Annotated in this window: 14 protein-coding genes; 10 read left to right on the forward strand and 4 right to left on the reverse strand. The window is 67.0% G+C overall.

Annotated features, from left to right (window positions below):
• Positions 1 to 160: 160 nt before the first annotated feature.
• The 4 genes from ACIA49_RS35325 to ACIA49_RS35340 form a co-directional block, all read right to left on the reverse strand.
• Positions 161 to 3,328 carry a S8 family peptidase gene (locus ACIA49_RS35325; RefSeq protein ID WP_396382524.1) on the reverse strand — a complete coding sequence of 1,056 codons (3,168 nt, stop codon included), beginning with the start codon at positions 3,326 to 3,328 and terminating at the stop codon, positions 161 to 163.
• Positions 3,329 to 3,454: 126 nt separating this feature from the next.
• On the reverse strand, positions 3,455 to 3,640 hold the full coding sequence (locus ACIA49_RS35330; protein ID WP_396382526.1) for a hypothetical protein: 186 nt from the start codon (positions 3,638 to 3,640) through the stop codon (positions 3,455 to 3,457).
• Positions 3,641 to 3,745: 105 nt separating this feature from the next.
• Complete coding sequence (locus ACIA49_RS35335) at positions 3,746 to 4,546, reverse strand: endonuclease/exonuclease/phosphatase family protein (RefSeq protein WP_396382528.1); 801 nt, start codon at positions 4,544 to 4,546, stop codon at positions 3,746 to 3,748.
• A 104-nt stretch (positions 4,547 to 4,650) separates the two neighbouring features.
• A complete protein-coding gene (locus ACIA49_RS35340; protein ID WP_396382530.1) occupies positions 4,651 to 5,001 on the reverse strand; it encodes an ester cyclase in 351 nt (116 codons plus the stop codon).
• 165 nt (positions 5,002 to 5,166) lie between these two features.
• On the opposite strand from ACIA49_RS35340, the gene ACIA49_RS35345 reads away from it, so the two are divergent.
• From ACIA49_RS35345 to ACIA49_RS35390, 10 genes are all read left to right on the forward strand, one after another.
• Positions 5,167 to 5,442: a hypothetical protein gene (locus tag ACIA49_RS35345; protein ID WP_396382531.1), complete on the forward strand. Its 276-nt coding sequence runs from the start codon at positions 5,167 to 5,169 to the stop codon at positions 5,440 to 5,442.
• A gap of 200 nt (positions 5,443 to 5,642) precedes the next feature.
• Positions 5,643 to 6,191, forward strand: a complete 549-nt coding sequence (locus ACIA49_RS35350; protein ID WP_396382532.1) for a M23 family metallopeptidase — start codon at positions 5,643 to 5,645, stop codon at positions 6,189 to 6,191.
• 235 nt (positions 6,192 to 6,426) lie between these two features.
• A complete protein-coding gene (locus tag ACIA49_RS35355; protein ID WP_396382534.1) occupies positions 6,427 to 7,137 on the forward strand; it encodes a flavodoxin family protein in 711 nt (236 codons plus the stop codon).
• A gap of 25 nt (positions 7,138 to 7,162) precedes the next feature.
• Positions 7,163 to 7,852 carry an RNA polymerase sigma factor gene (locus tag ACIA49_RS35360; RefSeq protein WP_396382535.1) on the forward strand — a complete coding sequence of 230 codons (690 nt, stop codon included), beginning with the start codon at positions 7,163 to 7,165 and terminating at the stop codon, positions 7,850 to 7,852.
• Complete coding sequence (locus ACIA49_RS35365) at positions 7,849 to 8,082, forward strand: anti-sigma factor family protein (protein WP_396382536.1); 234 nt, start codon at positions 7,849 to 7,851, stop codon at positions 8,080 to 8,082. The genes ACIA49_RS35360 and ACIA49_RS35365 overlap by 4 nt, the downstream gene beginning before the upstream one ends.
• Positions 8,083 to 8,108: 26 nt before the next feature.
• Positions 8,109 to 9,302, forward strand: coding sequence for a cation:proton antiporter (locus tag ACIA49_RS35370; RefSeq protein WP_396382538.1), 1,194 nt, complete (start codon positions 8,109 to 8,111; stop codon positions 9,300 to 9,302).
• A gap of 175 nt (positions 9,303 to 9,477) precedes the next feature.
• On the forward strand, positions 9,478 to 9,651 hold the full coding sequence (locus tag ACIA49_RS35375) for a hypothetical protein (protein ID WP_396382539.1): 174 nt from the start codon (positions 9,478 to 9,480) through the stop codon (positions 9,649 to 9,651).
• A gap of 169 nt (positions 9,652 to 9,820) precedes the next feature.
• A complete protein-coding gene (locus ACIA49_RS35380) occupies positions 9,821 to 12,613 on the forward strand; it encodes a X2-like carbohydrate binding domain-containing protein (RefSeq protein ID WP_396382541.1) in 2,793 nt (930 codons plus the stop codon).
• Between the two features lie 306 nt (positions 12,614 to 12,919).
• Positions 12,920 to 16,201 (forward strand): LamG-like jellyroll fold domain-containing protein, encoded by a 3,282-nt coding sequence (locus tag ACIA49_RS35385; RefSeq protein ID WP_396382542.1) that lies wholly within the window; start codon positions 12,920 to 12,922, stop codon positions 16,199 to 16,201.
• A 29-nt stretch (positions 16,202 to 16,230) separates the two neighbouring features.
• Positions 16,231 to 22,353, forward strand: a complete 6,123-nt coding sequence (locus ACIA49_RS35390) for an RHS repeat-associated core domain-containing protein (RefSeq protein WP_396382543.1) — start codon at positions 16,231 to 16,233, stop codon at positions 22,351 to 22,353.
• Positions 22,354 to 22,360 lie beyond the last annotated feature (7 nt).

Consider the following 22,360-nt stretch of genomic DNA (forward strand, 5'->3'; position numbering starts at 1 on the left):
GACGAACCGTCGGCTCTCCGTCTTCGGCGCGGGGCATCGCCCGGATGGGCCAATTCGTGATGTTTACGCAATCGACGAAATCAGCTGCTCGTCTCCCGAGCGCCCTCTCAGACCGCGCCGAGCTCGCATGGGGCCTGCGGTGCATGCCTGGTACGTCGGTTCAGCCGAGTGGATAGGCGTCGATGACGGTCTGGTCAAGGCTGTTGCCATAGGCATCGATCAGCCGGGATCTGAGGGAGATCCTCGCGGCGTTGTCCGGCGTCGCGAAGGTTGCTTGGTACCTGCCGGCGCCGAGGGTCTGGACCTTGGCTGGTCGCCAGGTCTTGCCGCCGTCGCCGGAGACCTGGATCTCCAGCTTCTTGATCTGCGGGAGCGGCGTGCGGGGCTGGGGGTCGATGACGATCGGGAGCACGCTGATGGGCGTGCGCCGAACGACATTGTGACGGTCGACGTTCGCTTGGTAGCGGACGCCGAGCAACGGCAGCGTGGTCGCCGCGGCCGTCCTGGCCGAGCAGAAGGTCCAGATCACCTCCGTCCGGGTGCTGAAGGTCGAGGAGGTCTGCCGGGTCTGCGAGGTCTCGAGCCGGTACGACGCCTTGTCCGCGGGCAGCCCGGCGATGTCGATGTACCCGAAGGCCGGTGTCTGCGCGATCTTGATGCCGTCGCGGAACAGCGAACTGACGGCCGAGTCGGTCGGCGTCCGGCCGCTGTTGCCGTCGGCGTCACCGGTCGGTGCGATCTGGATCTGCAGCCGGTCCTGCGATCGGCGGGCGAGGGTCGGCGCGGGCACGAACGGGGCGGCGTTGAACCGCTCCGCGGACGACGTACCCGCTCGATAGGCCCGCTGGCCGGAGGCGACGCCGGCGAAGGTTTCCGGATCGATGACTGCTGTAATCCAGGAGAGCCCGGGCTCCAGGTATGCCCTCGTCGTGACCGGAGCGTCGAACGGGACACCAGGGCTGATGAAGCCCGCGCCGTCCGGTGTTCCGGCCGCGAGGACTCGTTGGACCGGCCGTTCGGAGGTGGCATTGATGGTCTGATCGACGACTGCCAGGTCCTTGGTACGGACCGTGCGGTCGAGGCCGGTGGGGAATCCACCGGCGGTCAGGTCGACTACGCCGTACAGGTAGGGCGTGTTGCGGAAGTCTCCCGCCGCGCCGGGCTCGCCCCATTGCGACGCGATGTGCCCGGTCATCGAGGCAGTGGAGGCACCGAGCTGGGCCAGGTGGAGATGGGACAGGTCGGAGGTCAGCTCGTTCAAACTGGTCTGGCGGGCCGGGTCGGAGGTGGTGCGGACATAGCCGACATCTCCGACGATCAGCCCGGCCTCCGGATCCGGAAGGCTGAGGTTGACGGGCTTGGTACGGCGGGCGTCCATGACGACCGTGGTGTCATGGGTCAGCTGCAGGCTCGGTTGCACCATCAGGTAGGAGTCCTCGCCGGTCTGCTGCCGGCCCTCGAGCAGGTACTCGCCCTTCGGCAGCCGCAGCATCTCCCTCGCACCCGCGAGCGACGAGACGACGTCCTGGTTGAGCCCCCACACTTCCGTGCGTCCCGAGTCAGCGAGTCCGCCGTCGGGTCCGACGTGCTTGATGGTGAGGTTGTACCGCTCGGCTTCTTTGACGACACCAATGGCCGATGTCACGCTTACTCCGTCGCCGGTCGCGGCGATCCGGCCGGAGTACTCCCCGACCGGGCCACTGTGATCCGTATTCGAGGTTGCCTGTACTGAGGCAGTCCCACCCGCGGCAACGGTAACGGTGCTCTCGCTCAGGGCGAGTGCACCGGCCGGGGCCGGAGCGCCGGTCGGGTCGTTCAGGGACGCGGTCAAGGTGAGCGTGACCGGCTCGTTGCCGAGGTTTCGGTAGGTCAGCGTCCTGGTCAGCGGGGTGTCGTCGTCATGCGGCCACAGTGCGGTACCGAAACTGACGTTGCCGGGCTCGGCGACGACGGTCTGCTTGATGCCATGGGCAACATCTACTCGGCCCGCGCCTTGCTCGTACGCCGTTTGACCGGCGATCGGCCGGGCCGATCCGATCAGTGTGCCCTTGAGCTCGGCGGCTTTCCAGTCCGGGTGCTCCTGCGCCAGGATCGCGGCCGATCCGGCCACGTGCGGCGTGGCCATCGACGTACCGTTGAGGCGGAGGTAGTCGTCGCCGACAGGTTCGCCGATGGTGGAGTCCTTCGCTTTCGCCGCGACGATCGAGACCCCCGGGGCGGTGAGGTCGGGTTTCACGGCGCCGCCGCTGGTTCCACGGCTGGAGAAGTCGGCCAGCTGGTCCTGTTTGTCCACGGCGCCGACGGTCAGTGCGGCCTCCGCGCTGCCCGGCGATCCGACGACGGCCTGACCATCGTTGCCGGCGGCAATCACAAAGAGGGTGCCCGTCTGTGCGGTCAGGCGGTTCACCGCCTCCTCGAGCGGGTCGATTCCCGGCGTCCCTGGGCTGCCAAGACTCAGGTTCACCACCTTCGCCCCGATCTCGTTCGCGGCCCACTCCATCCCGGCCAGAATCGCGGAGTCCTGGCAATCGCCGTTGTCGTCGCAGACCTTGCCGTCGTACAGCTTGGCGTCGGGGGCGACGCCCCGGTAGCGACCGCCCGAGGCGGCCCCGGTCCCGGCGACCGTGGAGGCGACATGCGTGCCGTGGCCGTAGTGATCGCCGTCCGGGGCATCGGTGAAGTTCTTCGCGCCGACGACCTGGGTGCCCAGGTCCGGATGCGACACGTCGATGCCAGTGTCCAGCACTGCCACCGACACGCCCTTGCCGGTATAGCCGGCCTGCCACGCCGCTGGGGCACCGATCTGCGGGACGGACTGATCCAGCGTGACCTTGCGTTTCCCGTCGAGCCAGATGTGGTCCGTCCCGGCCGATGCCGCCAGGAACCCAGCGGCAGCCGTCTTGTCGACCTTGACCGCCGCCGCACCAATCGACGGCAGCTCACGCGTCACCGTCAGCCCGCGCAGACTCGGCTGGTGTCCGCGAGACTTGATCAGCAACGGGATCGACGAACTCGACGCGTCGTCGGGCAATCCATCCACGTCGAACAGCCGCCGGTCCAGCCGCCCGGTATCGACCGCGGGCTGGACGTCGGAGGGAACGACGTACAGGTGGGCCTTCGAGCGGTGCACGCTGAACCTCACGCCACGGCGGCCGGCACCTGGCTCGACCGCTACCCGCCCGTCTCGCAGTACGACGATGTCTCCGGTAATCAACGTGATCTTGCGGACCGGGTTGTCCGGTCGCGTCACGGCCTCGGCCGGACCCGAATGGCCCGCGCCTACCAGCGCGAGCGAGATCACGACGCGCACCATCGATCGAAACACCACCACAGAACCTTCCGTCCGGCTGACCAGTCATTTGGTAGATGTCCGGCACCACCGACGGCGTCTCACCCGTACTACGCGACTCGGTCAACCTCGTCGTACCGGGCCGATCGCGGGCGTAGGGCGTTTCTAGCGTCGTTGCCGATAGGTCAGGAACAAGCTGGCAGCCACACAGGCGGACACGACGACGCGAGCCCAGTTGACCCAGTGAGGGTCGCTGATTGCGATGGCCAAAGAGACCAGGCCCAGCACGGCGGTGAGAAGGCTCAGCGCCAGATACAGCCGTGCGCGGTTCGCCGGGCGCTCGCTACTCATCTCCTGACCCTAACCGCGGTCCATGACGGCATCTACGTCTTTCGGGCAGCTCCGAAGACCTCCAGTCACACCGTGGTGGAGTCACACTGCCCGTTGGGGACGGCGCTAGTTCAGCGTCAGGTTGGCCCAGAGCTTCTTGTGGTCGGAGTTGGGAGTCGAGACCACGTCCGAGGAGTTCGCGGTGAAGGCGGAGGCCTTCATGAAGACGTAGTCGATCTTGTTGCCACCGTCGCCGGTCGCGGGGCCGCCGCGGGTACAGCACCCGTTCGCCTCGGTGTGGGTGCCGGTGGCGCCGCCGCCGTAGGCCGGTCGGTACATCACGTCGAGCGCGTCGTCGGTCGGAGTCAGATTGAAGTCGCCACCCACGAAGGCCGGGTGTCCGGCGGCCGCGTAGTCGGCGAGGATGCTCGCGACCTCGTCGACCTGGGCTCCGCGCGTTCCGTCACCGTGGAAGTCGATATGGGTCGAGCAGGCGATGAACTTCTGCGGTGACAACATCGCGCAGACCATCTTGCGCGGCTCGTTGTCGTGCGGGTTCGGCAACGTCCAGACCTTGTACCAGTCACGCGTCCCGCGGGTCACCAGCGCGATGCCGTAGTCAGTACCGTCGTCGCACTTGTGGGCAGTCGGCACATGCACGACCTGGTAGTCGCGGTCGGCCAACTGGTTGCGGATCCGGTTGGCCTGGCCGGCGCAGACCTCTTGCAGCGTGGCCGTGCGTGGGTTGCGGTTGATGATTGAATCAACCACCTCATCGGCCACCACGAGTCGGCCGTCGTTGCACTTGTTGCCACACAGATTGAAGCTGAGGTTGCCGAACGTGTAAGCGGCCGCGGCCGGTGCCGCGGTAAGACTCCCAGTGACCGCGACCACGGTCAGCACCGAGACAAGCAGACGACGAATCATGACCAAGCTCCCAGGGGCGGAAGGGCTCGTACCGAGCCCATGCTCCCACACACAAAGAACCTGTCACCTCCACTCCGTCTCGGCTTGCCCCCGCCACCACCTCACTAGCCAGGCCCGGCCACCTCTAGCCGGTCGCGATCCAGGTCACCCCAGACCTGAACGATCCGACCGCCACTCACGCGGTAGAACGCGAACTCCTGCAGGGCTCGCGGTCCATCACCCGCGGTGTAGGTATCGACCAGGCGCGCACTCATCCACTCGCCCTCCACCAGCACCTGCTGCAAATGCCAATGGAAGTCCGGATAGCTGTCGATGACGCTCTGCAGACCAGCGCCATAGCCGCCGAGATCACTCGGCACCCCGTTGATCTCGACCCGCTCGGCCACGAATTCACCGAGCTCGCCGAAACGATGGTCGTTGCAGCGTTGAAGATAACGCCGATAGAACTCCTTCACGCGTTCACTCCCTCCAGCGACATCTGCCTGTCCGTCGGTACCCGTCCACATTCCTGGATACCGGCTCACGCGGGATGCCATGCCCGCGAAGCTCGTCGCCACCATGCTCTCGTCGGTCGCTCTCGCCTGTCTCGGCGGTTGATGACTTAGCTGTGGGAGTTTGTGATGAGCCCCGGCGGGAATCGGGCGGTCTGGGTGGTCGTCGTCGTACTGATCGCCTGGCTGGTCGCCTTCATGGGCCGGCAAAATCTCACCCGCGAGACGGCGTCGATGCCGCAGGCGACCGGCGTACCGGTTACGGTGAGGACCATGACCGTGGCTCCGTCAGTCAAAGGCACCACGATGATGCCTGCACTGGCGCGGATGGATGCCGACCAGAACGGCATCCCCTGCGAGACGGTCTACTCAGGTGCCGTGGTCAACGACTTTTGGTTCCAGTGAGGCGGTCCGGCTGGGTGGCGTTCCTGTCCGCGGCGCTGGTCGTCGCGGGCAGCGGCGTGATCGTCCTCACCGCTACTGGCGCTTTCGACCGGTCCGAGTCAAGCAAGCCATCCGGTACGACGCCCGCGCCTAGCGCGCGTACCAAGACAGTCGCTACACCGCCTGACCAGCCACCGACGCCGAAGCGGCCTTCGAGGTCCGTGACTACACCGCCACCGGTCGCCACCAGATACGTGTTTCCGGTTGGTGGTTGCCGGTCGGATGCCTCGCAGAGTCATCATGACTATCCGGCGTCGGACATCTTCGCGGACAAGGGTTGTGAGTTCGTCTCGCCGGTGAATGGGCGGGTCGATGAGGTGACCCGGGTGGACACCTGGAACAAGAAGACGAACGTCGGGCCTGATCGTGGCGGGTTGTCGGTCTCCGTCGTTGGCGTCGACGGCGTGCGGTACTACGGATCGCACTTGTCGGCCATCGGAGCCGGCATCAAGCCGGGCCTCGTGGTGAAGGCCGGGCAGAAACTGGGCCTGACCGGGAAGACCGGGAGTGCCCAGGTGACGCCGCCGCATCTGCATTTCGGAATCAGTTGGCCGACGCCTGCCGGGCACTGGTGGATCCGGCGGGGAGCCGTCCCGCCGCAAACCTTCCTCAACGCCTGGCATTCCGGACGACAGCTCTCCCCTGTGTCATTGGTGGACAAGACCAGACGCGCGTACGGCGTCGACCGCGGCTGCCGGTCGTACTGCTGACGAAGAGCGCGGATGTCGTCGACCAGCACGTCGGGCGCCTCCAGGGCGGCGACGTTGCCACTTAGCGCGCTCTAGTCGGTTCTGACCTGCCGGTCTCCTTGTAACGCCTGGCTCGGTTGCCGGCACTGACCCTTCAAAGACATATCCCGGCTGGGCCGAGTACGCCCGCAGTTGCGGCGCGACCGGGCTACGGGTCGCTCGCCGTGACGACCTCGAAGAGCAAGGAGAAAGCGCCATGCCCGCAACCCGGTACGACGACCTGCGAGCGCTGTTCGTCAACTGCACCCTGAAGCGGTCACCCGAACCCAGCAACACCGAGGGTCTCGTCGACGTGAGCCGGAAGATCATGGAGAAGCACGGCGTCCAGGTCGAGGTGGTCCGCGCGATCGACCACGACATCGCCACCGGCGTCTGGCCCGACATGACCGAGCACGGCTGGACCGTCGACGACTGGCCGGCCATCCAGGAGCAGGTGATGGCCGCCGACATTCTGGTGATCGCCGGGCCGATCTGGCTCGGCGACAACAGTTCGGTCACCAAGCAGGTGATCGAGCGGCTCTACGGCAACTCCTCGATCCTCAACTCCGCCGGGCAGTACGCGTACTACGGCCGCGTCGGCGGTTGCCTGATCACTGGCAACGAGGACGGCGTCAAACACTGCGCGATGAACATCCTGTACAGCCTCCAGCACCTGGGCTACACCGTCCCGCCCCAGGCCGACGCCGGCTGGATCGGCGAGGCCGGGCCGGGACCGTCGTACCTCGACGAAGGATCCGGTGGACCGGAGAACGACTTCACCAATCGCAACACCACCTTCATGACCTGGAACCTCCTGCACCTGGCCCGGATGCTCAAGGACGCGGGCGGGATCCCGGCGTACGGGAACCAGCGCTCCGAGTGGGATGCGGGCTGCCGCTTCGACTTCGCGAACCCGGAGTACCGCTGACCGCGCCAGAGGTAAGGCAGGAGTAATGACAGGAACGCGGTACGGCGGGAGTCTGGTCCGTTACCTTCGAGCTGTGATCGTGGCATTGCCTCCGGACGATGTCCTGGTCGCCGGCCTGAGAGCCGGCGACGAGGAGGTGTTCGCGCGTCTGCTGGACGGCTGGTCCTCCTCGATGCTGCGGCTCGCGCGGACTTTCGTGTCGACGAACGCCAGCGCCGAGGAGGTCGTCCAGGACACGTGGCTGGCTGTCTTCCAAGGCGTCGGCCGATTCGAGGGCCGGTCGTCGCTGAAGACCTGGGTCTACCGAATTCTGGTCCGTACCGCCCGCAAGCGAGGCGACCGTGAGCAACGCACGGTGCCGTTGACGAGCCTGTCTGTCGAAGACGCACCGACCGTCGACAAGGGTCGCTTCCGCGGCCGGGACGACCGGTACGCCGGTGGATGGCTGGTGTTCCCCCAGGCCTGGCCGACCACCGAGAGCGAGGTGCTCGCGCGGGAGGTACGGAGTGTCGTGGCCGCAGCCCTCGATCTGCTGCCAGTCCGGCAGCAGGCCGTACTGACCCTGCGGGACATCGACGGACAGAGCGCCGACGAGGTCTGCAGTCTGCTGGAGATCTCGTCGGCCAACCAACGCGTCCTCCTGCACCGCGCGCGGGCGACCGTCCGTAACCACCTTGAGCGGTACTACGAGGCGACGGCGGGAGGTCCCTTGTGACCTGCGCCGAACTGGTCGAGCTCATCACCTCCTTCCTCGAAGGAAGCTTGGACGACGAGACCGAACAACGGTTCGTCGAGCATCTCGCACTCTGCGACGGCTGCGAGATCTATCTCGAACAGATCCGCCGCACGATCGGCGAGATCGGGCAACTCCCGGCCGGCAGCCTGTCCGATCAGACCCGCGACCGGCTGCTCGACGCGTTCCGCAACTTCCCTCGCGACCAGTAGCACCCTCCGCCTCGAGAGGCGCAATCATGCCGGATGTTCATTTCACCAATCTTTTCGCTGTCGCCCTGGTCGCCCTGCTGGCACCATTACTTCTCGGACTCGTACCGGCGCTGCGGATTCCGGCCGTGGTCCTCGAAATCGTCGTCGGCATCGCAGTCGGACCACATGCGCTCGGCCTCGTCGACGTCGACGTCCCCGTCCAGATCGTCGCGCTGCTCGGCCTCGGGTTCCTGCTGTTCCTGGCCGGTCTCGAGATCGACGTCCACCAGCTCCGTGGACGGGTGCTGCGAACCGCCCTGCTCGGTTACCTGATCACGCTAGCGCTAGGTGGTCTCGCCGGCGCCGGATTCTCCGCGGCGGGCTGGGTCCACAGCCCGTATCTGCTGGCGGTCACCTTGTCTGCGACGTCCCTCGGCCTGGTGGTTCCAGTACTCAAGGACGCCGGTCAGGTCGACGGGCAGGTCGGCCAGTCGACGATCGCGGCAGCATCGATCGCCGACTTCGCCGCTGTGCTCGTCCTCTCCCTGTTGTTCTCAACCGAGGGCGGCGGCGCCGGCGAACGGCTTGTCATGGTCGCGCTGTTCGCGATCCTGGTCGCGGTCGCAGGCTTCGTCGTCTCGACCGCCGGCCGGTCGCAGCGGATCGGAGCAGCGCTCGTCCGGCTCCAGGACACCACCGCAGAGATCCGGGTCCGGGCAGCTGTGGTCCTCCTGGTCGCCTTCGTCGCCCTCGCCGAGCAGTTCGGTCTCGAGACCATTCTCGGTGCGTTCCTGGCCGGCGCCGTCGTCGGACTGGTCGACCGCGACTCCAGCTCGCACCCGCAGTTCCGGGTCAAGCTCGCCGCCCTCGGCTACGGCTTCCTGATACCGGTGTTCTTCGTGACCAGCGGATTGCGCCTGGACCTCCGCGGCCTGCTTGACGATCCAACGGCGCTCCTGCGGGTTCCGCTCTTCCTTGTCGCGCTCCTGGTGGCGCGCGGCGTACCGGCGTACCTGTCGATCCGGACCGTCGGTCCGCGCGCCACCGCGGCCGTCGCGTTGCTGCAGGCAACTTCCCTGCCGTTCATCGTGACGGCCACCCAGATCGGTGTAGCCACCGGACTGATGTCCGCAGTCACCGCCGCCGCATTGACCTGCGCTGGACTATTGTCGGTCCTGATCTTCCCCGCCGCCGCCCTGCTTCTTCTCAAGCAGCCCGCCGACGGAGCGGCGCCGGTGTGAGCCGGGTCGTCACAATGTTCCGTGCTTCCTCACGCCTGGTGGGTGTCAGTTCGAACCCTTCAGGAGGAGGACATCATGCCGAGTGCGAATGCGATCAGTACGCCGGTCGCCATCGACGATCCGCAGATCGTGGCCCGGTACGCCCAGCTGGGCGACTACACCCGCCCGGATTGCCGTGAAGAAAGCCATCACGGCCGCCATCGATCGCATCGCCACCACCGACGAGCCCCTCGCCCATCACCTCCGGACCGCTGTCCACACGGGACTCCTGTGCACCTACGAGCCCGGCCCCACCGACAACCCCCAGTGGATCCTCGCCCCGGCCCACCAATCCCCCGACGCAGGCTGACCCCGACAACGAAGCGCTGGACGAGTTGCCGGTGAGGCATAGCCAGGCTGCGCGGTGGAGTGCAGACTTTCTGAACGCCGTGAATTAACGTCCGGCGATGTCCGGCCGGTCCGGACCGACAGAAAGGTCACCTGCCATGGCCATCTCCCCTGGACGCAGACGCCTTCGCGTGTCTGTGTCGACGCTGATCGTTGCCGCGCTCATCCCGTTAGGACTGTCGTCGACGTCGGTCGCTGCGCCGACAGAGAGGGCGGCGGCCGCGGTTGTGCAGCCCCTGACGGGCCCCGCGGGTGAGGCCGCGCGAACGCCGTACATGGGTTGGAGCAGTTACAGCATGCAGGTCTACTCCCCCACCGGCGGGAGCTGGATCAACGCCGCACAGCTCAAGGCACAGTCGGATGCGATGCACCAGAAGCTGCAGCCGTACGGGTACAAGTACATCAACATCGACGCCGGCTGGAACGACGGTGTGGATGCCTACGGCCGCCCGAAGCCCAACGCGGCGCTGTTTCCGAACGGGTTCCAGGAAGTCATCGACTACATCCACGCCAACGGCCAGAAGGTCGGAATCTATAGCATCCCCGGCATCTCACCCGCCCTCGAACAGGCCAACCTGCCCGTCTTCGGGCATCCGGAGTGCCGGACTGGTGACCTCGCACTCCAGCCACTGCAGCAGGCTGACTATTGGGGCTTCGGGCACCGCATCGACATGGCCAAACCCTGCGCGCAGGCCTACCTCAACTCGATCGCAGACCTGTACGCCGAATGGGGTATCGACTTCCTCAAGTTCGACAGCGTCACGCCGGGATCAGGGCACAACGATCTCTCGCTCGACGCGCGCGCCGAGGTGGCCGGCTGGTCGCAGGCGTTGACCCCGCACGGGATCTGGCTCGAACTGTCCTGGGCACTCGACATCAACTATGCCGACTACTGGAAGCAGTACGCGAACGGCTGGCGGATCGACTGGGACGTCGAGTGCTACTGCCCCGGCCAGGCCCTTACCGCCTGGCCGAACATCAGCAGGCTGTTCCCGAAGCTCGCCGAGTGGTGGCGGCACGGCGGTCCCGGCGGCTGGAACGACCTCGACTCACTGGACGTCGGCAATGGCGCGATGGATGGCCTGACCCAGGACGAACGACGTACGGCGGCGACGCTGTGGGCAGTGTCGGCCGCGCCGTTCTACGTCGGCAACGACCTCACGCAGCTCGACCAGTTCGGTCTGAGCCTGCTGACGAACACCGAGGTGCTCGCGGTCAACCAAGCCGGCCGCCCGGCACAGCCGGTGTCGACCGCGACCGACCAGCAGGTCTGGTACTCGCTGAACGCGGACAGCAGCTACACCGTTGCCCTGTTCAACCTCGGCAGTTCACAGTCCACGGTCACCGCGAACTGGTCCGACCTCGGTCTGGCCGGTGGAGCGCAGGTGCGTGACCTGTGGGCCAAGCAGGATCTCGGCAGCTTCGCGTCAGGATTCACAGCCACGGCGGTACCTGCGCACGGCGTACGGCTGCTGAAGGTGACACCGCAGACAGGCTCGACGATCAGCGTGAACGACGACGACCAGCGGGTCGGGTACGCCGGAACCTGGCAGCGCAACGGTGGTCGGGAGGTCACCACGATCACGGACTCGCTCGCCGTCACGACCGTAGACACCACAGCCGGCGGTACGGCGCCCGCGGCCGGCGTCCGTACCACCGAGGTGAACAACGACAACCCGGCGATCAACTACACCGGCACGTGGAACCGTAGTTGCAGCCGCGGACTCGGCGACTACCAGGACGACGTCCAGTACGCCGAAGCGAACGGCGACGCGTTCTCGTACAGCTTCACCGGGACCGGCGTCGACTACGTGACCGAGAAGCACGCGTCACAAGGCGACGTGGACATCTCCATCGACGGCGTCTTCAAGCAGACCGTCAGCACCTACCAAGCCAGCGGGCGCGGCGCGCAACAGGTCGTCTACGGCATCTCCGGCCTCACCAACGGAATCCACACGATCCGAGGCGTGAAGAAGACAGGCCAGTTCATGCTGCTCGACAAGTTCAACGTCCGTACGCCGGGCGGTGTGCGCACCGTCTCGCTCAACAACAACGACGCACAAATCACCTACACCGGGTCGTGGGGCAACAGCACCGGCCGCGGCTTCGGCGACTACCGCGACGACGTCCAGTACGCCGAAACGAACGGCGACGCGTTCGGCTCCACCTTTGTCGGGACGGGCGTCGACTACGTGACCGAAACGCATGCGTCACAGGGCGACGTCGACATCTACATCGATGGCGCCTTCAAACAGACCGTCAACGCCAGCCAGGCCAGCGGCCGTGGTGCCCAGCAGGTCGTCTACAGCATCTCCGGGCTGACGAACGGCACGCACACCATCCGCGGGGTGAAGAAGTCCGGCCAGTTCATGCTGGTCGACCGACTCGACGTACGGCAGCCCAGTCTTCTCACGCCGGACACCGCGGTCTTCGACAAGAAGACATCCGCTCAGGCGGACGTCGTCATACAGCTCGGCCGACCGGCGAGCGACCTGACCTCCATCCAGCGCGGCGGAACGACGCTGATCAACGGCACCGACTACACCACATCCGGCGCGGTGGTCACGATCAAGAAGAGCTACCTCGCTGCCCAACCCACCGGCTACAGCAACCTGGCCTTCACCTTCAGGAGCGACTACCGCAACGACATCCACGCGGCAACCGCGAACGGCGCCTCCCTCGAGTTCGGCTTCAAAGGCACGAGCGTGACCTGGCTCACCGCCGTAGCTCCCGACCAAGGCGAAGCCGACGTGTACGTCGACAACGTCCTCATCCAGCGGGTCAACCTGCAAAGCGCCTCCCGCGGCACGCTGCAAAGCGTCTTCACCCGATCTGGCCTCAGCAACACCGACCACACCCTGCGCGTCGTGAAGGTCTCTGGCACCCTCCTCCGCAACGACCTGATCCGCTACACGCTCGCCTAGCACCACCCGGTGGTCTGGGACCCCAGACGGCCCCGGACCACCCACCTGCCTGATTGAGCGCTCGTCAGGTTGTCCTGAATGCGTCAACCGTCCGGTTCTGGACATCACATGCGCAGGCATGTTGCGGGTATGCGCAGGATCGGGGAGCGCTTCGTGGACGCGGCGGTGCCGGAGCGTGTTCCTTGGCACGGGGACTCAGATTTCCTTCGTCGCCGGGAGGCCGTCATGCCGGGCAAGTTCGTTCTGTCGCGTCGCAGTCGTGTGGTTGGAACAGGTAGGTCTCGTGGGCCGGATGTCGGTTGGGCGATGGGCTGTGCGCTTGCGCTCGTTGGAGGTTTGCTGGTCGGCACCGCATCGGTGCCGGATGCTTCCGCGGCGACGGTGCTGGATGAGGTCGGGGCGCGCGGTGTTGCCGCCAAGACGGGGCGTCAGGTGGAGGTCGCCACGCTGACCACCGAGACCGGGCAGGTGGTGGCCAATCCGGACGGTTCGTTCACCCGGCACGAGTCGGCGTTGCCGGTTCGGGTACGACGGCCGTCCGGGTGGGTGCCGGTGGATATGACGTTGCGGGCCGGGGCGCACGGGACGGTGGCGCCCGCCGCGGGGCCGGTTGATGTGGCGTTCTCCGGGGGCGGCGAGACGCCGCTGGTGCGGCTTCGCGAGGGTGGGCGTGAGCTGGCTGTTGGTTGGCCGGGCACGCTGCCGCAGCCGGTGTTGGCCGGCGACACGGCGACGTACCGGGAGGTCTTTCCGGGGGTTGACCTCGTGCTGACCGCGTCGACTGTCGGTCTGTCGCAGATCCTGGTGGTCAAGAACGCGGCGGCCGCGGCGAATCCGGCGCTCGGGTCGCTGCCGTATCGCCTGACCACCAAGGGATTGGCGGTTCATTCCACGGCGGCAGGTCTGACCGCGACGGATGCGGCGGGCGAGGTCGTGTTCAGTGGACCAGCGCCGTACATGTGGGATTCGTCGGGCCGCGGGTCCGCCGTACAGCCCGGGGGCCGGGTGACGGCGGTCGGCGCCCGGATCGTCGGGGACCAGCTGTCACTCGTGCCGGATCGGGCGATGCTGACCGCCAAGACCACCCGGTACCCGGTCTACATCGACCCGTCGTGGTCGGGCGTCAAACAGGCCTGGACCCAGGTGTGGAGCAACTACCCGAACACCTCGTTCTTCAACGGCGCGAACCTCGGGACCTCGGAGAAGGTCGCTCGCGTGGGGTACGACGGCACGGACCAGAAGCGCACGCGCTCGTTCTTCCAGTTCGACACCAGCGGCGTGAAGTACAAGCACATCCTCAAGGCCACGCTGCAGACCTTCTCGAACTGGTCGTGGTCCTGCACGGTGCGCGAGGTGCAGGTGTGGGCGACCAATCCGATCTCGTCGGCGACGACCTGGAAGAACCAGCCGACCTGGGCGTACCAGATGGAGAAGAAGAGCTTCGCGAAGGGCTTCTCGTCGTCGAGTTGCCCGGCCGGCGGGGTGGAGTTCAACGTGACCAGCCAGATCACGAACGCCGCGGCCAACGGCTGGTCCAACGTCACGCAGGGACTTCGGGCGTCGACGACGGCGGAGAGCAAGAACGACTCGTACTCGTGGCGGAAGTTCGCCAACAACCCGAGCGTCACCATCGACTACAACACGATTCCCGACAGCCCGGCGAACCTCACCACCGAAGGCTCGGCGTCGTGTGTGACGGGCTCCGATCGGCTGGTTGTCTCCACGGTGACGCCGACGCTTCGAGCGACTCTCCACGACGTGGACAACTCGGTCCAGGCGCACTTCGAATGGTGGACGGCCGACGGTACGGCGCCTGCCGGGCAGTACGTCTCACCGGTCGTCGCGGGTGCGACGCCGACGCTCGTGGCGACCTCCGTCCCATCAGGTGCCTTCGGCAACGGTGTGGTCGGCAAATGGCGAGTGCGCGCTGAGGACGGCATCGACGTCAGCGAGTGGAGTCCATGGTGTGAGTTCGCCGTGGACGACGCGGCGCCTGAGGCACCGACTGCGGTGTCGTCGGGGTTCCCGGACAACGGAACCGGCAACGCAGTGATGGGGACAAGCCTACCGGTCACCTTCGGAGCGAACGGCGAGTCCGACGTGGTCAGGTACGAGTACACCCTGAACGGAACCTCGACCGCCCTGAACCAGACCGCGACACCAGCACAGCCGGGAGGCGAGGCATCGATCGCGGTCCTGCCGGATCGCTACGTCAACTGGGTGCACGTCCGCTCAGTCGATGCCGGAGGCAACCGATCCGCGGTGGTGACCGCGGTGTTCTACGCGGCCCAGGCGCCGGGACCGGTCGCGGACTGGCCACTGGACGAGACCGGTGACGGCACCGTGGCCGTCGACTCCGCTCCGGTCAAGCACAACGCCACTCTGGGTGGCGGTACATCCTGGGGCGACGGCCGGCAAGGCGGTGCCCTGACCCTGAACGGCACAACGGGTTACGCGGCGACGACCGCAGCTGTGGTCAACACGCTGAACTCGTTCTCCGTGTCCAGTTGGGTGCGACTGACCGACACCTCGCACAACGCCGTGGTGGCCAGCCAGGTCGGAAGCCAGGCCGGCGCCTTCACTCTGTCCTACTCGAGCTCCTCCCAGCGGTGGATCTTCAGCCGAACCTCGGCGGACGTCGCCTCTCCGACGTCCGTCAAGGCCATCTCCACCACGGTGCCCGCGGCGGACGGCAGGTGGGTGCACCTGACCGGTGTGTACGACGCTCCGAACACCCAGATCCGGCTCTACGTCAACGGCGTTCTCGAGGCCACCACGGCGTACACAACGCCCTGGAACGCGACCGGCTCGTTCCAGATCGGGCGGTCGAAGGTGAACGGCACGTACGGGGAGTACTGGCCGGGTGACCTGGACCAACTGCAGGTGCACAACCGGGTGTTGCTGCCGGGCGAGATCCAGCAGGTGGCCCGGCGCGACGGTCAGTGGCTGATGGACGAGGCCTCCGGTACGACGGCCGGTGACGCCAACGGGGCGCATCCGGCGAGCTGGTCGGCCAGCGGCGTGTCACGCGTGGCCGGCAAGACCGGCAACGCGGTGCAACTGAACGGCACCACCGGTGTGCTGACGGCGTCCGGGCCGGCAGTCCGCACCGACGGCAGCTTCACAGTGGCCGCCTGGGTGAAGCCGTCCGCGGTCGGCAAGAGCGAAGTAGTGATCAGTCAGGACGGATCGCAGGTGAGCGGTTTCCGCCTCGGATACGCCTGGGACGACCTGTACGGCGGCTACCGCTGGTCGGTGGCGATGCCAGTCGCGGACTCCGCGTCTGCAGAGGTGCACACGGCGGTCGGCCCGTTCGACGAGCCGGTGGCCGGTGCGTGGACGCACGTCGCGGCGGTGTACGACGCGAAGGACCAGACGCTGCGGCTGTACGTAGGCGGTCAGTTCGTGGCCGAGACGTATCACCGCAGCGCATGGCACGCGGCCGGGGCCTCACGTTTCGGAGCGGGCTGGACGTCAGCAGCCGGTCTGCGTGACTTCTTCACCGGCGCGATCGACGACGTACAGATGTATTCCGGTGTGCTCACGGATCAGCAGATCTCCGACCTGTACCTGCCGTCCCAGCTATGACCCACCCGCCCCAGGAAAGGAGTGGCGCCATGCTGGTGCCGTTCACCGGAATAGTCACGGCCGTCGCGTTAGCTGCCGGCAGCCTGGTCGCCGTGCAGCCCGCGCAGGCCGATGTCAGTACGTCGGACGCGTGGCGGCCGAAGGCGCAGACCGAGTTCTCGGTGCCTGGACACGACTACGCCCCCAAGTCGCGTCTGGCCGATCCGAAAGCCGCGTCCGTGCTGCGCCAACCTCCACAAGTGAGTCGACCAGAACCCGGTACGGCGGAGGTGTCGCTCCCTGGCGACGGCACCATGACGCAGGCCGGCCGGTTGCCGGTCCGGGTGGGCGCGACCCAGGTCCAGGGCGCTGCGTCGACGCGCGTTGAGCAGGTGCGCGTCCAGGTCCACGACCGTGAGGCCGCCGCCAAGGTGGGCGCTTCGGGGATGCTGTTCACGGTCAACAGCACCGACGCGCAGGCAAAGAGCAGTGGCCAGGTGAAGGTCGAGGTGGACTACTCGGCGTTCCGTTCGGCGTACGGCGGTGACTGGGCTAGCCGGCTGCGCCTCATGCGGCTGCCGGCCTGTGCGCTGACCACACCGGACAAGGCCGGGTGTTCGGACGGGCAGGTGCTCAAGTCCAAAGCGACCGGCGACAACCGGATCGCGACCGAGATCGCCGCCTCGAGTCAGGACACGGTGCTGGCGTTGTCGTCGGCGCCGTCGGGCAGCGCGGGGAGCTTCAAACCGACCGCGTTGTCGGCGTCGGCCTCGTGGAACGCGGGCGGCTCGTCGGGTGCGTTCACCTGGGGCTACCCGATGGACAGCCCGGACGGGCTCGGCGGCCCGGAGCCCGATCTGGATCTGGGCTATTCGTCGGGTGACATCGACGGCCGGGTCGCGTCGACGAACAACCAGTCGTCGTGGGTCGGTGAGGGCTGGGGCCTGGACGAGGGATTCGTCGAGCGCCGGTACACGTCATGCTCCGATGAGGTGAAGACGACGCCGAAGCCGCAGGATCTCTGCTGGGAGACCGACAACGCCTACCTGGTGTTGGGCGGGACCGCCTCCGAACTGGTCCATGACGACGCCACCGGTACCTGGAAGCTGCGGGATGACGACGGTTCACGGCTGGAGCGGTTGACCGGTGCGGTGAACGGCGACAACGACGGCGAGCACTGGCGGCTGACGTCACGCGACGGCACGCAGTACTACTTCGGGCTGAACCGGCTGCCGGGCTGGGCGGCCGGCAACGAGGAAACCGGTTCGGTCTGGACAGCGCCGGTGTTCGGCAACGACACGAGCGAGCCATGTCATGGGGCATCGTTCGCGACGTCGTACTGCACGCAGGGCTGGCGCTGGAACCTGGACTACGTGGTCGACCCCAACGGCAATGCCATGTCGTACTTCTACGGCAGCGAGACGAACTACTACGGCCGGAACCTCACCGCGACCGCCGGCACCCAGTACGTGCGCGGCGGCTACCTGAAGCGGGTCGACTACGGTCAGCGGTCCACGTCGATGTACTCGGCGCCGGCTCCGATGCGGGTGTCGTTCGCGGTGGACGAGCGCTGCGCGGCGGGTGCGACCTGTGGCACTGGCGACATCACGGCGGCCACTGCTGCGAACTGGCCGGACGTGCCGTACGACCAGAACTGTTCGGTGGGAGCGAAGTGCACAGGGCTGTATTCGCCGACGTTCTGGACACGCAAGCGGCTCACGTCGGTGACGACCCAGCTGTGGGTGTCCGGGACGACGTACCGGGATGCCACGACCTGGTCGTTGGGCTACGCATTCCGTGACCCGGGAGACGGTACGTCGCCGGCGTTGTGGCTGGCGTCGATCACCGCGACCGGCAAGGTCGGCGGGACCGCGTCGCTTCCTTCGGTCTCGTTCCAAGGCGTCCAGCTGGCCAACCGCGTGGACGCCGCGGAGGGCATCCCGCCGATGTACAAGTGGCGGTTGACCGACGTGTACGACGAAGCCGGCGGGCATCTGCACGTGAACTACTCGGCGCCGGACTGTACGGCGGGTTCGTTGCCGACTCCTGACCAGAACACCAAGCGGTGTTTCCCGCAGTACTGGCAGGCCGAAGCGTCGGACACGCTGACGCAGGACTGGTTCCACAAGTACGTGCCGGTCACGGTGCTGGAGGATGACCAGGCCGGTGTGGCCGGGATCGAGCGCACCGACTACGAGTACGTCGGCGGCGGCGCCTGGCACTACGACGACAACGAGCTGACCCCGGCGAAGTACCGCACGTGGGGACAGTGGCGCGGCTACGGCAAGGTCCGGCAGCTGCACGGCAACCCCGGCGAGACCCGCTCGCAGGAGGAGAGCCTGTACCTGCGTGGCATGGACGGCGACAAGCTCCCCAACGGCGGCACCCGCTCGGTGACCGTCACCGACTCCCTCGGCGGCACGATCGTCGACCAGCCCGCGCTGGCCGGGTTCGAACGCGAGTCCCTCACCTACACCGAGGCGGGCGGTACCGTGCTGGAGGGCGCGATCACCGACCCGATCGTCTCCTCCCCCACCGCCACCCAGGTCACCCGCAACGGCACTCTCAAGGCCTACATGGTCAACGAGGCCGCCGAGCGGTCCCGCGAGGCTCTGTCGACCGGCGGCTTCCGCAACTCCGAGACCCGCACCACCTACGACTCCTACGGACTCGAGGTCGAGGAGAACGACCTCGGCGACACCGCCAAGACCGGCGACGAGCAATGCACCCGCACCAGCTATGCCCGGAACACCTCGTTGTGGCTGATCGATTTCGAGGCCCGCGAACAGGTCGTGTCCGTTCCCTGCACCGCGACACCGTCGTACCCGGACGACGCGGTGTCGGAGGACCTGACCTACTACGACGGCTCCACCACTGTGGGGGCAGCGCCGACCAAGGGCGACGAGACCCTCACCAAGGAGCTCGCCTCCTACTCGGGCACCACCCCCGTCTACACCCAGGAGGGACGCACGGTCTACGACTCCTACGGCCGGCCGATCGAGACCTACGACCAGCTGGACCGCAAGTCGTCGGCCGTCTATGCCCCGGCCAGTGGCGCGGCCGTCACCACCATCACGGTGACCAACCCGGCCGGGTTCGTGACCACGACGACCGTCGAGCCCGCCTTCGGTGAGTCGACCGCCGAGGTCGACCAGAACGGACGCCGTACCGACACGACCCGGGACCCGCTGGGCCGAGTCACCGCGGTCTGGCAGCCGGACCGCTCCAAGTCGGGCGGGAAGACCCCGAACACCAAGTACACCTACCTGATCCGCCAAGACGCGCCGTCGGTGATCACCACCGAGGAGGTCCGCGACGACGGCAGCTACGAGGCCAGCTACGACCTGTACGACGGCCAGCTGCGCGAGCGGCAGACCCAAGACCCCGCGGCCGACGGCGGCCGGGTCGTGACCGACAAGTTCTACGACTCACGCGGTCTGGAGGTGAAGTCGAACGGCATGTACTGGAACAGCGGCGCCCCCGGTACGACGCTGCTGACCGGGGTGAGCGACAGCGCCGTACCCGGGCAGGACGTGAGCATCTACGACGGAGCCGAACGCGAAACCGTGGAGATCTTCCGCTCGCACGCGTTCGAGAAGTGGCGCACCACCACGACGTACGGCGGCGACCGCGTCAGCGTGGACCCGCCGGACGGGGACACGGCCACCACCTCCATCACCGATGCCGACGACGCGGTGGTCGAGCTGCGCCAGTACACCGGCGGCTCACCGACCGGTTCCTACGACGCGACCACCTACACCTACAACGACCGTGGCGACGTGGTCGCGACGACCGACCCGGCCGGCAACACCTGGAACACCGCGTACGACCTGCGCGGCCGCGTCACTCAACGGGACGACCCCGACACCGGGACGAGCAAGTTCACCTACGACAACGCCGGTCAGGTGCTCACCAGCACCGACGCGCGCGGAGCCACGCTCGCCTACACGTACGACGCCCTGGGCCGCCGTACCGGTATGTACGACGGGTCCACGTCCGGTACCAAACGCGCGCAGTGGACCTACGACACGCTCACCTCGGGCACAACCGTCAAGGGCCAGCTCGCGACCTCGACCCGCTACGTCAACGGCAACGCCTACACGAAGTCGGTCGACGCCTACGACATCCGGTACCGGCCGTTGACCAACACAGTCACGATTCCCGCATCCGAGGGCGCGTTGGCCGGGTCGTACAAGACCAACACCGGCTACACCACCACCGGGCTGCCGTCGCTGGTGTCCTACCCGGCAGCGGGTGGGCTGGCGGCTGAGACGCTGCGGTACGGCTACGACACGGCCGGCAGGTTGCAGACCGCGAACAGTGGTCTCGGGACGATGCTCACCGCGGCGACCTACACGCCGTACGACGAAGTCTCCCAGTCGACGCTGTCCGCCACGGCCGGCAGGCAGCTCGTCCACACCGCGTTCTACGACGACGCGACCCGGAGCCTGGACCGCGTCCTGGTAGACCGCTCCACGGCCCCCGAACACCTGGCGGACGTGAAGTACACCTACGATCCGACCGGCAACATCACCAAGATCGCCGACACACCACAAGACGGTGTGAGTGATGTCCAGTGCTTCAGCTACGACTACCTGCGTCGGCTCACGGAGGCATGGACCCCTGCTGCCGACTGCAGCACCCAACCCAGCGCAAGCGCGCTGGCCGGAGCTGCGCCGTACTGGCAAGGCTGGAGCTATGACAAGACCGGCAACCGGCTCAGCGAGACCAACCACGACCCGGTCACCGGCACCGCCACCACCTCCAACTACACCTACCCAGCCGCCGGAGGAACCAGGCCGCACGCACTGAGCGGCGTCACCACCGGTACCCGGACCGACAGCTTTACCTACGATGCCGTCGGCAACACCACCGCTCGCACCGTCGCCGGGAAGGCACAGACCCTCACCTGGGACGCCGAAGGCAATCTGGCCACCCTGACCGAGAACGGCAAGGTCACCAGCTATCTGTACGACGCCGACGGTGAGCGGCTCATCGCCCGCGACACCGACGGCAGCACCCTCTACCTCGACAACTCCGAACTCCAGCTCAGCCCCACCGGCACGGTGACAGTCACCCGCTACTACGACCTCGGCAGCACCAGCGCCGTACGGAACGGGTCGGGTCTCACCTTCACCGTCGCCGATCACCACGGCACCAACACGCTGTCTGTCAACGCCGCCGACCTCAGCCAGGAGCAGCGCCGCTTCACGCCCTTCGGTGTGGACCGCGGTACAAGACCTACGACCTGGCCCGACGAACACGGCTACGTCGACGGCGTCGATGACCCGACCGGACTCACCCACCTCGGCGCCCGCGAATACGACTCCGCCCGCGGACGCTTCATCTCGACCGACCCGGTCGCCGACTTCGACAACCCGCAACAGCTCAACGGCTACGCCTACGCCGACAACACCCCGATCACGGCCAGCGACCCCGACGGTCAGTGGCGCGTGCTGCCGGGCGGCCATTACTGCGACGGCTGCGGCGGCTACAACCACGCCCCCAAGAAAAAGAAGAAGAAGGCCACGAAGAAGGCCAGCCACTACTGCGACGGCTGCGACTACCAGCGGTACCTCGCCAAGAAGAAGAAGGAGAAGATCGCGGCGGCCAAGCGGGCCGCGAAGAAGGCCGCGGCCAAGAAGGCCCGCGAGAAGGCGGCCAAGCTCAAGAAGAAGAAGGCCAAGAAGGCCGCCAAGAAGCCCAAGAAGAAGGAGCAACGGAAGCGGCCGAAGAAGGGCGGGCTCCTCGGTGGTGAGGACTACACGCTGGTGAAGGTCGCCGGTGCCGGCTACGCGATCTGCCGGTTCATCCGGGGCACCCCGGCCAACACCTGCGCCGTCCTCGGCTCGGCGATCGCGAAGGGGAAGACCGATGGTGGCGGGTGGTACTACGTGAAGTGGTACGTCGTCGCCCGGGGCAGCTGGACCGTCTACCGGGCCGGCGAGATCTGGAAGAAGGGTGGCGTCACCGCGGGAGGGCAGCTCGGCAAGGTCAAGGGCGAGTTCAAGGCCGACCGAACGGCCACCAGACGAGGCGTCGGCCTGTACTTCCTCTACGAGATGCTCGGCGGCGACACCCGCTCTCCGCATCGCAACGACAAACCCAAGCAGAAGACGAAGTGCGTGGTCTCGTGGAAGGTCTGGGGCCACAACGTCTTCAGCATCTGCTGACCATCTG

It is taken from the genome of Kribbella sp. NPDC051587, from assembly GCF_044453945.1.
Classification (GTDB): Bacteria; Actinomycetota; Actinomycetes; order Propionibacteriales; family Kribbellaceae; genus Kribbella.

Bases quoted from the DNA above. Each gene is read 5' to 3' on its own strand.
- ACIA49_RS35330 (WP_396382526.1), bottom strand. From the start codon at position 3,640: ATGAGTAGCGAGCGCCCGGCGAACCGCGCACGGCTGTATCTGGCGCTG.
- ACIA49_RS35335 (WP_396382528.1), bottom strand. From the start codon at position 4,546: ATGATTCGTCGTCTGCTTGTCTCGGTGCTGACCGTGGTCGCGGTCACT.
- ACIA49_RS35345 (WP_396382531.1), top strand. From the start codon at position 5,167: ATGAGCCCCGGCGGGAATCGGGCGGTCTGGGTGGTCGTCGTCGTACTG.
- ACIA49_RS35355 (WP_396382534.1), top strand. From the start codon at position 6,427: ATGCCCGCAACCCGGTACGACGACCTGCGAGCGCTGTTCGTCAACTGC.
- ACIA49_RS35360 (WP_396382535.1), top strand. From the start codon at position 7,163: ATGACAGGAACGCGGTACGGCGGGAGTCTGGTCCGTTACCTTCGAGCT.
- ACIA49_RS35370 (WP_396382538.1), top strand. From the start codon at position 8,109: ATGCCGGATGTTCATTTCACCAATCTTTTCGCTGTCGCCCTGGTCGCC.
- ACIA49_RS35385 (WP_396382542.1), top strand. From the start codon at position 12,920: ATGGGCTGTGCGCTTGCGCTCGTTGGAGGTTTGCTGGTCGGCACCGCA.
- ACIA49_RS35390 (WP_396382543.1), top strand. From the start codon at position 16,231: ATGCTGGTGCCGTTCACCGGAATAGTCACGGCCGTCGCGTTAGCTGCC.